The sequence below is a fragment of the Phycicoccus sp. Soil803 genome (assembly GCF_001429685.1).
In the GTDB taxonomy this organism is placed as follows: Bacteria; Actinomycetota; Actinomycetes; order Actinomycetales; family Dermatophilaceae; genus Pedococcus.
On sequence record NZ_LMST01000001.1, the window covers coordinates 583,086 to 596,190 of the forward strand.

The 13,105-nt window shown below is 71.5% G+C and carries 12 protein-coding genes and 1 riboswitch; of the genes, 6 read left to right on the forward strand and 6 right to left on the reverse strand.

The genetic code is table 11. The features are described 5' to 3' along the window. The first annotated feature begins 102 nt into the window (after positions 1-102). The gene (locus ASG95_RS02800; protein ID WP_082592276.1) at positions 103-444 is read left to right on the forward strand and encodes a CD225/dispanin family protein; all 342 of its coding nucleotides are present in this window, start codon (positions 103-105) and stop codon (positions 442-444) included. 78 nt (positions 445-522) lie between these two features. On the opposite strand, the gene ASG95_RS20655 is transcribed toward ASG95_RS02800, so the two are convergent. The 4 genes from ASG95_RS20655 to ASG95_RS02820 all read right to left on the reverse strand — a co-directional run bounded on the left by ASG95_RS20655 (position 523) and on the right by ASG95_RS02820 (position 4,502). After that, positions 523-1,200 (reverse strand): RDD family protein, encoded by a 678-nt coding sequence (locus ASG95_RS20655; RefSeq protein ID WP_082592277.1) that lies wholly within the window; start codon positions 1,198-1,200, stop codon positions 523-525. Positions 1,201-1,244: 44 nt separating this feature from the next. Continuing rightward, complete coding sequence (locus ASG95_RS02810; RefSeq protein WP_056922102.1) at positions 1,245-1,823, reverse strand: RDD family protein; 579 nt, start codon at positions 1,821-1,823, stop codon at positions 1,245-1,247. A gap of 159 nt (positions 1,824-1,982) precedes the next feature. After that, complete coding sequence (locus tag ASG95_RS02815; RefSeq protein ID WP_057376484.1) at positions 1,983-3,233, reverse strand: DUF4032 domain-containing protein; 1,251 nt, start codon at positions 3,231-3,233, stop codon at positions 1,983-1,985. Between the two features lie 159 nt (positions 3,234-3,392). After that, on the reverse strand, positions 3,393-4,502 hold the full coding sequence (locus ASG95_RS02820; RefSeq protein WP_056922104.1) for an ABC transporter ATP-binding protein: 1,110 nt from the start codon (positions 4,500-4,502) through the stop codon (positions 3,393-3,395). Between the two features lie 258 nt (positions 4,503-4,760). Between ASG95_RS02820 and ASG95_RS02825 the strand changes: the two genes are divergently transcribed. Further along, complete coding sequence (locus ASG95_RS02825; protein WP_056922105.1) at positions 4,761-5,774, forward strand: LacI family DNA-binding transcriptional regulator; 1,014 nt, start codon at positions 4,761-4,763, stop codon at positions 5,772-5,774. On the opposite strand, the gene otsB is transcribed toward ASG95_RS02825, so the two are convergent. Together otsB and ASG95_RS02835 are read right to left on the reverse strand one after the other, a co-directional pair. Continuing rightward, positions 5,771-6,550: a trehalose-phosphatase gene (gene otsB, locus ASG95_RS02830; protein WP_057376485.1), complete on the reverse strand. Its 780-nt coding sequence runs from the start codon at positions 6,548-6,550 to the stop codon at positions 5,771-5,773. The two genes, ASG95_RS02825 and otsB, sit on opposite strands and share 4 nt — an antisense overlap. Beyond that, complete coding sequence (locus ASG95_RS02835) at positions 6,547-8,085, reverse strand: trehalose-6-phosphate synthase (RefSeq protein ID WP_082592278.1); 1,539 nt, start codon at positions 8,083-8,085, stop codon at positions 6,547-6,549. The genes otsB and ASG95_RS02835 overlap by 4 nt, the downstream gene beginning before the upstream one ends. Positions 8,086-8,275: 190 nt before the next feature. Here ASG95_RS02835 and ASG95_RS02840 point away from each other — a divergent pair, with 190 nt between their 5' ends. From ASG95_RS02840 to ASG95_RS02855, 4 genes are all read left to right on the forward strand, one after another. Next, positions 8,276-8,704, forward strand: a complete 429-nt coding sequence (locus ASG95_RS02840; protein ID WP_056922323.1) for a CBS domain-containing protein — start codon at positions 8,276-8,278, stop codon at positions 8,702-8,704. 40 nt (positions 8,705-8,744) lie between these two features. Further along, entirely contained in the window at positions 8,745-10,436 is a 1,692-nt protein-coding gene (locus ASG95_RS02845; RefSeq protein ID WP_057376486.1) for a serine/threonine-protein kinase, read from the forward strand. Positions 10,437-10,486: 50 nt separating this feature from the next. Beyond that, positions 10,487-11,926, forward strand: a complete 1,440-nt coding sequence (locus tag ASG95_RS02850) for a threonine/serine exporter ThrE family protein (protein WP_162259346.1) — start codon at positions 10,487-10,489, stop codon at positions 11,924-11,926. Between the two features lie 236 nt (positions 11,927-12,162). Further along, positions 12,163-12,341, forward strand: a riboswitch (cyclic di-AMP (ydaO/yuaA leader). A 65-nt stretch (positions 12,342-12,406) separates the two neighbouring features. Next, positions 12,407-13,075, forward strand: coding sequence for a transglycosylase family protein (locus tag ASG95_RS02855; protein ID WP_369820350.1), 669 nt, complete (start codon positions 12,407-12,409; stop codon positions 13,073-13,075). Positions 13,076-13,105: the final 30 nt, after the last annotated feature.

Genomic DNA, 13,105 nt, shown 5'->3' on the forward strand with positions numbered 1-13,105 from the left:
CCCTCCGCGAGTCCCGGCGCGACGCGGGCCCGGTCCGCTAGCGTTTCGCCCTGCCGCGCCCATTGGGGGGAGCGGCACGCGAACTCCGAAGGGATCCACCGCATGTCTGACTACGGCACCCCGCCGCCGCCACCCCCGCCGTACACGCCCGACTACTACTCCTCCGGTGCGGGCGGCGCCCCGCCGCCGAACTACTTGGTCTGGGCGATCCTCTCGACCGTCCTGTGCTGCCTGCCGCTCGGAGTCGTGTCCATCGTCTTCGCCGCCCAGGTCAACAGCAAGTGGGCTGCCGGCGATGTCGCCGGGGCGCGCGAGGCCTCGAACAAGGCCAAGAACTTCGCGATGTGGTCGGCCATCGCCGGTGTGGTCGCCGGGATCCTCTGGCTGGTCTTCGTCGTCGCGCTCGGGTCGTTCGGCTCCAGCTCGATGAGCAACGGTTACTGACCCGCTGGCCACTTGCGAGAGGCGCGGCTCCCCCACGGGGTGCCGCGCCGCTTGCGTGTCGGGGCTCGCGGGTGACCCTCAGGCCCTCGGGACCTCGACCACGACCGTGTTGAGGATCTTGTCGGCGAAGGTCTGACGCTTGTCGTCCCAGAGCGGCCACAGGTAGCCGATGTAGACGGCGCCGTCGAGGGTGTGCGCGAGCTCGCGGACGAACGCCATCCCGGCGCCGATCGGCTGACCGGTGTGCTCGTCGACGAGTCGGATCCCCATCACCTTCTTGCCGATGCTCTGACCGGTCCGTCCCTGCTTGATCGAGCGGTTCCAGATCTGGATGCCGAGCGACACGAGGAAGCCGAGCACGACGAGCACGCCGCCGACCACCATGAGGCCGGTGTTGCCGGTGTCGGTGGGCGCCGTCTCGAGCTGCGACCCGGTGCTGTGGAGGCCGGGCTTGGGCACGCCCACGAGAAACAGCACGAGCCCTACGACGTAGGGGATCCCGCCGATGAGCTGCAGCGCGCCGTCGACGAGGCTGGCGAGGACGCGAGTGCCCCACCCGGCCAGCGGCCCCCACGGTTCGCGCGGCCCCCACGGTTGGCGCGGTACCGGCGGCGAGGCGGCATACCCTGCGGGCGCGGCATGCCCTGCGGGCGCGGGCTGGCCCGGCGCTGGGTGGCCGGGCGCGGGCTGGCCGGGCTTGGCGGCGCCGGGCGCCGGTGGATGGGCGAACGGGTCGTGCGGTGGCTGCTGTGTCATGGGTCCCCTCGGGTCGCCCGCAAACTAGCAGCCGGCCGTCGTGGTCAGCCCAGGGCGCGCTGGACCCAGGTCGCCTCGTCGGACTGGGCCGGGCGGACCTGGGTCACCATCGTCCCGACGACCTTGTCGGCCAGGGTCTGCTTGCGGACGTCCCACAGCGGCCAGAGGTAGCCGATGCAGAGGACGCCGTCGACGAGGTGGGCGATCTCGCGGGCGAGGGCGGAGGCCGCACCGACCGGCTTCCCGGTGGTGGTCGAGACGAGCACGATCCGCATGGCCGTCTTGCCGATGGTCTGACCCGTGCGCCCCTGGTGGACGACCCGGTTCCAGATCCAGATGACCAGGCTGAGGATGCCGCCCAGGCCCATCAGCCCGAGACCCGCGATGACGGTGACGTGGTCGGTCTGGCGACCGGGGTCGACCGACTGGTAGATGGTCGCGCCCGAGCTCTGGAGCCCGAGCAGCATGACGAGGCCGACGACGTAGGGGAGCGTGCCGACCACCTGGACCAGGTCGTCGATCAGCCGGGCCGCGACCCGGGTCAACCAGCCGGCCGGCGGTGACCACGTGCCCCGCCCGAAGTCCTGGTGGTGGGCGGTGGAGGTGGCCTGGGCCTGGCTCATGAAGTTTCCCCTGGAGGCGGTGCTGCGGTGGTCAGCGCCACCGTATTGGCAGACTGGCGTCGCCTAGGTGCCGTTTGGGGCCGATATCATCCGAGTGGCCGATGCGAACGGGCCAGATCCGCTCGTCTGAGCCGTGATCCGGGCAGAGCGCGCAGTGGCTCAGTTGTCGTCGAACATGGCGACGACCGGCATCTCGACCGTGTCGACGCCGACGACGGTGGCCTCGTCGGGCTTGCTCGGCAGCACCGTCTTGACGTAGTCGGCGATCGCGTCCTCGAGGGGCATGTCGTGGCCGGCCCGCTCGGACAGGTACCACCGGTGCTCGAGCACCTCGTGGAACAGCTCGGCCGGTTCGAGCTTGCTGCCCAGCTCGCGGGGGACGGTGCGGGTGATGGGCTCGTAGATCCGCTGGAGCCAGTCGTGCGCGACGATCTCCTCGTCGTCGTTCTGCCGGTCGGTGCCCGCGCGGTAGGAGTCGAGGTCGTTGAGCAGCCGGCGGGCCTGGTTCTCCTCCACGTCGAGCCCGGTGAGCCGCAGGAGTCGGCGCGAGTGGTGGCCGGCGTCGACGACCTTGGGCTGGATCTGGATGGTGGTGCCGCCGATGTCGGTGGAGATGGCCAGCTCGTCGACGTCGAAGCCGAGCTCGTTGAGGCGCCGGATCCGTTCGTCGACGCGCCACCGGTCGCCACGCTCGAAGCGCTCGAGCCCGGTCAGCTCCTGCCACAGCTCGGCATAGCGCTCGACGATCCGGTTCGACGTGTCGACCGCGTCGACCCCGGCCTCGAGGAATCCGCCGGCCTCGAGGTCCATCAGCTCGCCGGCGATGTTCACCCGGGCGATGTCGAGGTCGTGCTCGCGCTGCCCAGCGGTCAGGGTCTGGTGCAGCTCACCGGTCTCCGCGTCGACGAGGTATGCCGCGAAGGCGCCGGCGTCGCGCCGGAACAGCGTGTTGGACAGGGACACGTCCCCCCACCAGAAGCCGACCAGGTGGACGCGCACGAGCAGCACGGCCAGGGCGTCGATGAGCCGGGCCGTGGTGTCGGGTCGCAGCGACTGGCTGAACAGCGCGCGGTAGGGCAGCGAGAACTGCAGGTGCCGGGTGATCAGGCAGGCGTCGAGGGGAGTCCCGTCGGCCGCAGTGCGACCGCTCACCACCCCGAACGGCTCGACGCACGGCAGGTCCAGCCGGTTGAGCATCCGCAGCAGCTGGTACTCCCGGACCGCGATGTCGGCCTTGATCTCCTTGACCGCCAGCACCTTTCCGGAGAGCTTGACGAACCGCACGACGTGGCGTGAGATGCCGCGCGGCAGCGCGGCGAGGTGCTCCTCTGGCCAGGTCTCCAGTGGCAGCTCCCACGGCAGGTCGAGCATGGCCGGGTCAGGTCGTGCCGCAGTGATCTCGAGTGCCACGCTTCATCCTCCCAGCGACGCGAGGACCGGGCATCACCCGGTCCGGGTCGGTTGCCGACATCGTTCCAACTGGAGGGTTGTTGACGGGGTCGGGGGCAAAGCCGGTGTGGCCGGCTCCCGTGAAGGGGAGCCGGCCACACGGCATACGGTGCTGTTCGGTCAGTCGCCGAGACGCTGGCCGGAGCTGGCGTCGAAGGCGTGCACGTGCCCGGTCTTCGGGGCGAGGAAGACGGTCTCGCCCTTCTTCGGGGGCTTGCGACCGTCGACGCGGGCGATGAACGGGCGCTCGCCCTCGGCGTCCTCGTCGGCCTCGACGTGCTGGTGGGCCTTGGTGGAGCCGTAGATGTAGGCGTCGGCGCCGAGCTCCTCGACGACGTCCACGGTGACCGGGATGCCCTGGCCCTCGGTGGTGAGCTCGAGGTCCTCGGGGCGGACACCCAGCGTGATGTTCTTGCCGGAGGAGGCGTCGAGGATGGCGCGCTCCACGGGGACCGTCGAGCCACCGACCTTCACGCCACCGTCGGCCACGTCGACGTCGAGCAGGTTCATGGCGGGGGAGCCGATGAAGCCGGCGACGAAGACGTTGTCCGGGTGGTCGTACATGCGGCGCGGGCTGTCGCACTGCATGAGGATGCCGTCCTTGAGGACCGCCACGCGGTCACCCATCGTCATGGCCTCGACCTGGTCGTGGGTCACGTAGACGGTGGTGACGCCGAGGCGACGCTGGAGCGACGCGATCTGCGTGCGGGTCTGGACGCGGAGCTTGGCGTCGAGGTTCGACAGCGGCTCGTCCATGAGGAACACCTGGGGCGACCGGACGATCGCGCGACCCATGGCCACGCGCTGGCGCTGACCACCGGACAGGGCCTTCGGCTTGCGCTCGAGGTACTGCTCGAGGTCGAGGATCTTGGCGGCCTCCTCGACGCGCTTGCGGATCTCGCCCTTGTCGACGCCGGCGATCTTGAGCGCGAAGCCCATGTTGTCGGCGACCGTCATGTGGGGGTAGAGCGCGTAGTTCTGGAAGACCATCGCGACGTCGCGGTCCTTGGGGGACAGGTTGGTGACGTCGCGGTCACCGATCCAGATCTTGCCGGCGTTGACCTCTTCGAGGCCCGCGAGCATGCGGAGGGAGGTGGACTTGCCACATCCGGACGGGCCGACCAGGACGAGGAACTCGCCGTCCTCGATGTCGATGTTGAGCTTGTCAACCGAGGGCTTGTCGTTCCCCGGGTAGAGCCGGGTTGCCTCGTCGAACTTGACTGTTGCCATGGCTTCGTTGCCTTTCCTTCACCGGCAGGAACGTGCCGGACGATCCGTTGTAAAGGGTGGTGCTGCCGCCGACATCGGTGTCCGCGGTGGGCTCAGTCTGGCCCAGGGTGCGGCGTTGCGCCAGTGCTGGTCCACGCTGGTGAGACGGTATGAAAACGTTTGCGCCGGTCGCGCGCCAATGGCGACGCGGCGGCATACCTGAAAAATCTTGCAGCGTGTGGTCGGTGAGGCCTGCAAGTTCTTGCTACCGTCACCGCCATGAAGGCGAGACTGGCTGACATCGCGGCGCACGCCGACGTCAGCGAGGCCACCGTCAGCCGGGTCCTCAACGACAAGCCCGGCGTGGCCGAGGCGACGCGCGAGGCCGTGCTCACCTCGCTCGACATCCTCGGCTACGACCGGCCGTCCCGGCTGCGGCGCAAGACCGCGGACCTCGTCGGGCTGATCGTGCCGGAGCTGACCAACCCGATCTTCCCCGCGTTCGCGCAGATCATCGAGACGGCCCTGGCGCGGCACCAGTTCACGCCGGTGCTGTGCACCCAGACGCCCGGGGGAGTGCACGAGGACGAGTACGTCCAGATGCTGCTCGACCGAGGGGTCGCCGGGATCATCTACGTCTCGGGCCAGCACGCCGACGTCACGACCGATCCGGAGCGCTACACGAGCCTGCGGGAGCGGGAGCTGCCGATCGTGCTCGTCAACGGCTACCAGGAGGGCATCGACGCGCCGTTCATCTCCAACGACGACGTCGCCTCGATGGAGCTCGCGCTGACCCACCTGGTGCAGCTGGGGCACACCCAGATCGGGCTGGCGGTCGGGCCGGAGCGGTTCGTGCCGGTCATCCGCAAGATCGACGGCTTCCGCACCTCGATGCGCACGCTGCTCGGCCGCGAGCACGTCGACGAGCTGATCGAGCGGACCATGTTCTCGGTCGAGGGTGGCGACACGGCGGCCGCGCGACTGATCGAGAAGGGCTGCACCGCGGTCGTCTGCGGCTCCGACCTGATGGCCCTCGGCGCGATCCGGGCGGCCCGGCGCGTGGGCAAGCAGGTGCCGGCCGACTTCTCGGTGGTCGGCTACGACGACTCACCACTGATCGCCTTCACCGACCCGCCGTTGACCACCGTGCGACAGAGCGTGCAGGCGATGGCCGAGGCCGCCGTGCGCGCGCTGCTGGACGAGATCGCCGGTGAGCCCGCGCCCCGGGCCGAGTACGTCTTCCGCCCCGAGCTCGTGGTGCGGGCCTCGACCGGAGCCGCTCCCGGCCGCTAGCCGGACGAGCGGGAGGTGCGCCGCTCCAGGAGGTGGGTCAGGGCTTCGGCGGCGTCCTCGGGGTGCTCGACCCGGAAGCGGGCCGCCGTCTCGCCGTCGCCGACCTTGACGGTCACGTCGTCGGGTCCGAGCGCCCGGAACGCGTCCTCGTCGGTCACGTCGTCGCCGAAGTAGGCGACGGCCTCGGCGCCCACGTCGTCGCGCAGGGCCACCAGGGCGGTGCCCTTGTCGGCCCGGACCACCCCGACCTCGACCACCCGCTTGCCGTGCAGGACGTGCAGGCCGGTATGCCGCGTGGTCACCTCGAGCGCCGCGGCCTCCACGGCGTCGGCGGCCTCGCGGTCGGGCATCCGGCGGGTGTGCAGGACGACCGCGCTTGGCTTGGTCTCCAGGTAGACGCCCTCCGGCCGTCCCTCGGCCACGGTCTCCAGCTCGCGCGTCACCCGCTCCAACGTCTCCTGCTGCTCGGGGGTGAGGGCCACTGCGGTGGCCCGGCTGGTCTGCGCCCCGTGGGTGCCGATGCGGGTGACGGCGCTGTCGGCCAGGCCGGTGAGCGAGGTGAGGGTGTCGAGGTCGCGGCCCGAGACGACCGCGGCGTGCGTGCCGGGGAGGGCGGCGAGGCCCTCCAGCGCCTCGATGGTGCCGGGGAGGGCACGCGACTGCGAGGGGTCGAGCACGAGCGGGGCGAGAACCCCGTCGAAGTCCGACGCCACCAGCAGGCGCCGTCTCGCGGCCAGCTGGTCGAGGGCGGCCACCAGGTCGGGTGGCAGGGTCATCGGGGCGTCGCCTTGGCCGACGCTGCCTTGGCGGCCCTGGCGTGGTGCAGCTCGCGCGCCGTGCGGTCGGCCCGGGCGTGCTCGTCGTCGGCCTTCTGCTCACGCGTCGAGCGCTGGGGCCGCTCGGGCGCGACCTCGAGGGCCTCGAGGAACCGGCTGGCCCAGCGCTGCACGTCGTGGTCGGCGACCCGGCGACGCATCGCCCGCATGAGCCGCCGCTTCTCCTTGTCGGGGGTCTCGATGGCTCGCATGATGGTCTGCTTCAGGCCCTCGATGTCGTGTGGGTTGCAGACGAACGCCTGGTGCAGCTCGTGGAAGGCCCCCGTGAACTCGGACAGCACCAGTGCACCGCCCTCGTCGTAACGGCAGGTGACGTACTCCTTCGCCACGAGGTTCATGCCGTCGCGCAGCGGGGTCACCAGGACCACGTCGGCCGCGAGGTAGAGCGCGGCCATCTCCTGCCGCGGGTAGGAGTGGTGGAGGTACTGCACGGCGGGGGCGCCGATCCGGCTGTGCTCGCCGTTGAGCCGCCCCACCTCGCCCTCGATCTCGTGCCGCAGCTCGCGATAGGCGGCGACCCGCTCCCGGCTGGGGGTGGCCACCTGGACGAAGACCTCGTTCGGTGGGGACACCCTGCCCTCCTCGAGCAGCTCGCCGTACGCCTTGATCCGGTGGCCGATCCCCTTGGTGTAGTCGAGTCGGTCGACCCCGAGCAGCAGCGTGCGGGGGTTGCCGAGCGACTCGCGGATCTCCTGGGCGCGCTGCAGCGTCTCGGGCTGCTTGGCGACCGCCTCGAGGCCCACGTAGTCGATCGAGATCGGGACGGCGCTGGCCCGCACCCGTCGGCTGTCCTCGGCCCGCGACACCGAGACGGTGTCGCCCTTGGTCGGCAGCCCCAGCAGCTGGCGGCAGGCCCGGACGAAGTTCTGCGCATCGGCGACCCGCTGGAAGCCGAGGTAGTCGGCGCCGAGCAGCCCTTCCAGGACGGCGCGTCGCCAGGGCAGCTGGGCGAACAGCTCCACCGGCGGGAACGGGATGTGGTCGAACCAGCCGATCCGCACGTCGGGACGCAGCTCGCGCACGATCGCCGGCACCAGCTGCAGCTGGTAGTCGTGCACCCAGACCGTCGCACCCTTGGCGGCGACCTCGCAGACCGCCTCGGCGAACCGGCGGTTGACCGCCTCGTAGGCGGTGAACCAGTAGCGGTGGAACGTCGCAGGGACGATCACGTCGTGGTAGATCGGCCACAGGGTGTCGTTGCTGAAGCCCTCGTAGTAGTGCGCGACCTCGTCCTCCGACAGGGCCACCGGGCGCAGGTACATGTCGTCCTCGACGAACGGTGCCGGTGCGTCCCCGGCCTCGCCGGCCCAGCCCACCCAGGCCCCCTCGCGACCCCGCATGACCGACTCCATGGCCGTCACCAGACCCCCCGGGCTGGTCCGCCAGGACTCCTCCCCATCGGGTCCGACGACCCGGTCGACGGGCAGTCGGTTGGCGGCGATGACGAGGTCGAACTGCTTCTGGCTGCGAGGCACAGGGAATCAACTCCACGGTTTCGTTGCGAAGGCAACCCTATGTCGGGGGCCTGCCCCACGGCATACCCGCATCCGTCCCGGCCCACTCGCAACCTGAGCACCCCAGGGGGCGCCCAGGTTGCGGGGAGGTCGCTGTCCACCGCAGGTCGCTCCCCTAGCGGTGACCCTTCCAGCGGTCTACCGTCTGAGCATGAGGATCTCGGATGTCGTGCGACGCAAGGGTGGCCAAGTGGTCACCATCCGCTCCGAAGAGACCGTGGAACGGCTGCTCGACCTGCTCGCGGAGCACCGCATCGGTGCCCTCGTGGTGAGCGATGACGGTGAGAGCGTCACCGGCATCGTCAGCGAGCGCGACGTCGTGCGCCACCTCCAGAAGGACGGGGCCGCCGTGCTGCTGGCACCCGTGGGCTCGATCATGACGGCAGACGTGAAGACCTCCGGGCTCGACGTCCCGATCGAGGAGCTGGCCCGCACGATGACCGAGATGCGGATCCGCCACGTGCCCGTCGTGGTCGACGGCAAGCTGCACGCGATCGTCAGCATCGGCGACATCGTCAAGCACCGGATCGACGAGCTGCAGTCCGAGCGTGACCAACTCGTTGGGTACATCCAGCAGTAGCCTCACCCGTTTCATCGGGCCCCCCACGTACCGTGTAGGGGTGACCACGGAGGCGATCGAGGGCAGCGACGGGCGTTCCGTCGTGCCTGAGGGGCCCCGGATCGGGCCGTACCGGCTCATCCAGCAGCTCGGCGAAGGTGGCATGGGTGTGGTCCACCTGGCGCTCGACCCCAGTGGTCGGGCGGTGGCCCTCAAGCTGCTGCGCCCCCACGTCGCCCACGACCGCGACGCCCGCACCCGGCTGGCCCGCGAGGTGCAGGTGCTCAGCCGGATCCGCGACGACCGGGTCGCTGCGGTGATCGACGCTGACCTCGACGGCGAGCGCCCGTACCTCGTCACGCGCTACGTCCCCGGCCCGGCGCTCGACGACGTGGTGAAGGAGTCGGGGCCCATCCGCGGCGAGAAGCTGCTCCGGCTGGGTCGCGGGCTCGCCGAGGCGCTCGACGCGATCCACGGGGCCGACGTGATCCACCGCGACCTCAAGCCCGGCAACGTCCTGCTGCTCGACGGCGACCCGGTGCTCATCGACTTCGGGATCGCCCACGTGGCCGACGACGTGCGGATCACCATGACCGGGCTGGTGATGGGCACGCCCGGCTACCTCTCGCCCGAAGTCGTCGAGGGAGCGCCCGTCACCGAGGCGACCGACTGGTGGGGCTGGGCGGCGACGCTGGCCTACGCCGCGAGCGGTGCCCCACCGTTCGGCCGTGGCCCGATGGACGTCGTCCTCTCGCGAGTCAGCCGCGGCGAGGCCGACCTCACCGGCGTCGACCCGCGCCTCGCGCCGCTCCTGTATGCCGCGTTGTCGCCCGTGCCGCGCGAGCGCCCCGACGCCGACGAGGTCGTCGACGCGCTGGAGCGCTACGCCACCGGCCAGCCGGTGACGGAGGCACTCACGGCGCCGTCGCGGCATACCCAGGCCTTCGAGCACCGGCCCACGGCCCGCTGGGAGCGGCCCGCGGTCGCTCCTGCCCCGGTGGCCGGGCCGGTCGAGCCGGCCCCGGTCGCCGAACCCGTCTGGTCACCCGACCCCGAGGGCGAGCTCGTCCCGTGGGACGAGCCCGAGGGCGAGGTGTCGGAGTGGCAGGCCGCCTGGGAGGGTGGAGCGGGCCAGCCGGACCCGCGCATCGGACGGCCGACCCGCACCGGCACCCTGCTGGCGCTGCTGGCCGCAGTCGTCGCGGGGGTCGCGGGCTTCCCGGTGGTCGCGGCGATCTTCCTCGTGCTCTGGTCGTGGGCTGCCCGTACCGCCGACCGCTCCGTCACCTCCCTCGTCCTGCGGCGGCACACCCGCGGACCGCGTCGGTCGGACGTGCCGGTGGCCGTCGTGGCGAGCCCCTGGCACCTGGTCGTGGGCGCGCTCGCCACCGTCGTCAGCGCGATCCTCCCGCTGGTCGTGGGCATCTGTGCCGTCTTCAGCACGGCGCTGGGCACCGTCGCCGTCTACGGCGGCCAGCCCCAGCCCAACTCCTCCGGGCCACTCGCGGTCGGGGCGGCGGTCGCGGTCCTCATGGCGTGGTGGGGTCCTGGCGGTTCGGGCCTGCGCAGGGGCACCCGGAGCATCGTCCGCGGCCTCAGCCCGGGGCCGCGTGGCACGAAGGTCGTCGTGGCGCTCGCCCTCGTGGTGGCCGTCGGGCTGGTCGTGGTGGTCGTGCAGAACGGCGGCATCCCGCAGTGGTGGCCCAACGACCCACCCACGGCCGTCCTCCCCGGTGTGGGCCTGACCGGATGACCGAGGGCGTCCCGGACAGACCCGTTCGGCCTCCCGCCAGGCGTCGCCCGGTGTTGCGGCACAGCCGGATCTGGCGCGGCGAGGAGCTGACCGAGACCCTGCCGATGGTCGAGTCCCTGCGGCACACGCCCTACCGCAACCCGCGGGTGCGACAGGCGGCCGCGGAGGAGCGCGAGGCGCGGGCCTCGCTCGATCTCGCCCTGCGCGTCGGTGAGCTCATGCTGCGCTGCGGGGCCGGCGCTCCCCAGGTCGAGTCGTCGGTCGTGGCGGTGGCCGCGGCGGCCGGACTCGACAACCTCGAGGTCGACATCACGTTGCAGTCGCTGCTGGTGCAGTGCACGACCGGCTCCGGGGTGCCGATCACGATGCTGCGGGTGGTGCGGTCGTCGACGCGTGACTTCGCCCGGCTCACGGCCGTGCACGAGTTCGTCGAGAACCTCGTCGCCGGGTCCTACGACCGGGAGGCCGCCGCCGCCCAGCTGCGCGAGATCCGCCGCGCTCCGCGGTTCTGGCCGAAGTGGATGGTGCGCGGTGCGCTCGGCCTGCTGGCCGCGGCCATCGCGGTGATGCTCGGGGCCGGTCCGGTCGCGGCGCTCGTCGCCGGGTTGTCCGCCCTGCTGGTCGGGTATGCCGCGCGGACGCTCGGCAAGGGCGGCCTCCCGGACTTCTACCAGTGCGCCATCGGAGGGTTCCTCGCCACCGTGCTCGCGTGGGGCGCGTTCAGCCTCGGGGCGGCCGGCTGGCTGCCGGTCTCGTCGTCGGACTTCGCGTTCATCGTCGCGGGCGGGATCACGGTGCTCCTGCCCGGCCGGACGGTCGCCTCGGCGTTCGAGGACGCGATCTCCGGCTACTCCGTGACCGGTGCCGGACGGATGTTCGCGGTGTTCCTCACGACGGCCGGGATCATCCTCGGGGTGGCGACCGGGCTGCAGCTGACCCTCGCCCTGACCAGTGCCTTCGACCTCGACGTCGCCTCGCCCTCCATCGTGTCCACCCAGGCGCTGAACGCCCCGGTGCTGCTGGCGGTGGTCGGCGCCTTCATCGTCGGGCTGGCAGGCGCCGTGTCGCTGCGCACCGGCCGGCTCCTGGTGGTGCCGAGCGGCGTGCTGTGTGCCGTGGGCGTGGCGGTCTCGTTGGCCGTCTCGAAGGTCGACGGGCTGGGCCAGCTGTCCGCCGCCGGACTGGCCGCGATCGTGCTGGGGTGTGCCGGACGCCTCCTGGCCCTGCGGATGGGCGCGCCGGCGATGGTGCTGGTGGTCCCGGCGTCCTACGGCCTGCTCCCGGGTCTGGCGATCTTCCGTGGCCTCTACGAGATGGTCAACGGGTCGTCCGCCGACTCCGGGACGCTGTCGCTGCAGGGCGGGCTGACCACGCTGCTGGGGGCGATGGCAGTGCTCCTGGCGATCGCGGCGGGCAGCGTGCTGGGGGAGTTCATGGCAGCGCCGTTCGACCACCGGATGGTGCAGAAGCGCCGCGCTCGCCGCCGCTGACGCTCGCGCTGGCCCACGGCCGCCCCGAGATCCCAGCTCTCGGGCTTCCCGGGGGCCAGGAAGCCCGAGAGCTGGGATCTCGTTCGCCATCCGGGGTCAGGCGATAGGCGCTGTCGCTGAGCGAAATGTGGCGAATACTCGCCAACCGGTTGTGGCAGGGACGAACGCCCCCTACCGTGTCTCACCTGCGCCAACGCGCGGTCACAACTGCACATGGCATACCCAGACAACCATGCACACCCACCGCGCCGAGCCTCGTCAGGTGGGTGTCCCGCCGGAAGATCTCCGGGCAGACGAGGACGGGGAACCCAACGCGGCCACCACGGTGGTCTTGGGGTGAAGCCGGCTCACGCCGGCCGGGCACCTGACAGCCCGAACCCGACAGCTAACCCCGCAGGCGCCGGTCAGGAGAGGAACCCCCCACCCATGTTCTATGCCCCGAAGCACTCTGCTCGGAAGGCCAACCCTGTTCGACGGCGCGTGACCGGTGTTGCCGTGGCCGGCGTCGCCACGGTCGCGGGTGGCATGGCCACGGCCAGCAGCGCGCAGGCCTCGACGGTCTGGGACCGTGTCGCCGCCTGCGAGAGCGGTGGCAACTGGTCGATCAACACGGGCAACGGCTACTACGGCGGCCTGCAGTTCTCCGACCGCACGTGGGACGGCTTCGGTGGCGAGCGCTACGCCCCGACCGCGAACCGCGCGACGAAGGCCCAGCAGATCACCGTCGCCCAGAAGGTGCTCGCCTCCCAGGGCCCGGGCGCGTGGCCGACCTGTGGCGCCCGCGCCGGGCTCACCCGCGCCAACGGCGGCGCGGTCGACGCCGGCTCGACGACCAGCCGGGCCTCGCGCTCCACCACCCGTACGGCTCCCGCGGCCCACTCGACGGCCGGCAAGCTCGTCGTCGACGGCATCCGCGGCCCGAAGACCAACGCCGCCATCGAGCGCTGGGTCGGTGGGTCGGTCAACGGCACGCTGTCCCGCACCGACGTGAAGGCGTTGCAGCGCAAGGTGGGCTCGGCCCCCGACGGCATCATCGGCCCGAAGACGATGCGCGCCCTGCAGACCAGGATCGGCGCCCGCAAGAACGGCGCCCGCTACCTGGACCGCGCCACGGTGCGCACGCTGCAGACCTACCTGAACGCCCGCTGACCCCGCTCTCCGCACAGACGACGGCCCGAC

Excerpts from the sequence above, each read along its gene's own strand:
- ASG95_RS02840 (WP_056922323.1), top strand. The coding sequence starts at position 8,276 with ATGAGGATCTCGGATGTCGTGCGACGCAAGGGTGGCCAAGTGGTCACC.
- ASG95_RS02810 (WP_056922102.1), bottom strand. The coding sequence starts at position 1,823 with ATGAGCCAGGCCCAGGCCACCTCCACCGCCCACCACCAGGACTTCGGG.
- ASG95_RS02825 (WP_056922105.1), top strand. The coding sequence starts at position 4,761 with ATGAAGGCGAGACTGGCTGACATCGCGGCGCACGCCGACGTCAGCGAG.
- ASG95_RS20655 (WP_082592277.1), bottom strand. The coding sequence starts at position 1,200 with ATGACACAGCAGCCACCGCACGACCCGTTCGCCCATCCACCGGCGCCC.
- ASG95_RS02820 (WP_056922104.1), bottom strand. The coding sequence starts at position 4,502 with ATGGCAACAGTCAAGTTCGACGAGGCAACCCGGCTCTACCCGGGGAAC.
- otsB (WP_057376485.1), bottom strand. The coding sequence starts at position 6,550 with ATGACCCTGCCACCCGACCTGGTGGCCGCCCTCGACCAGCTGGCCGCG.
- ASG95_RS02800 (WP_082592276.1), top strand. The coding sequence starts at position 103 with ATGTCTGACTACGGCACCCCGCCGCCGCCACCCCCGCCGTACACGCCC.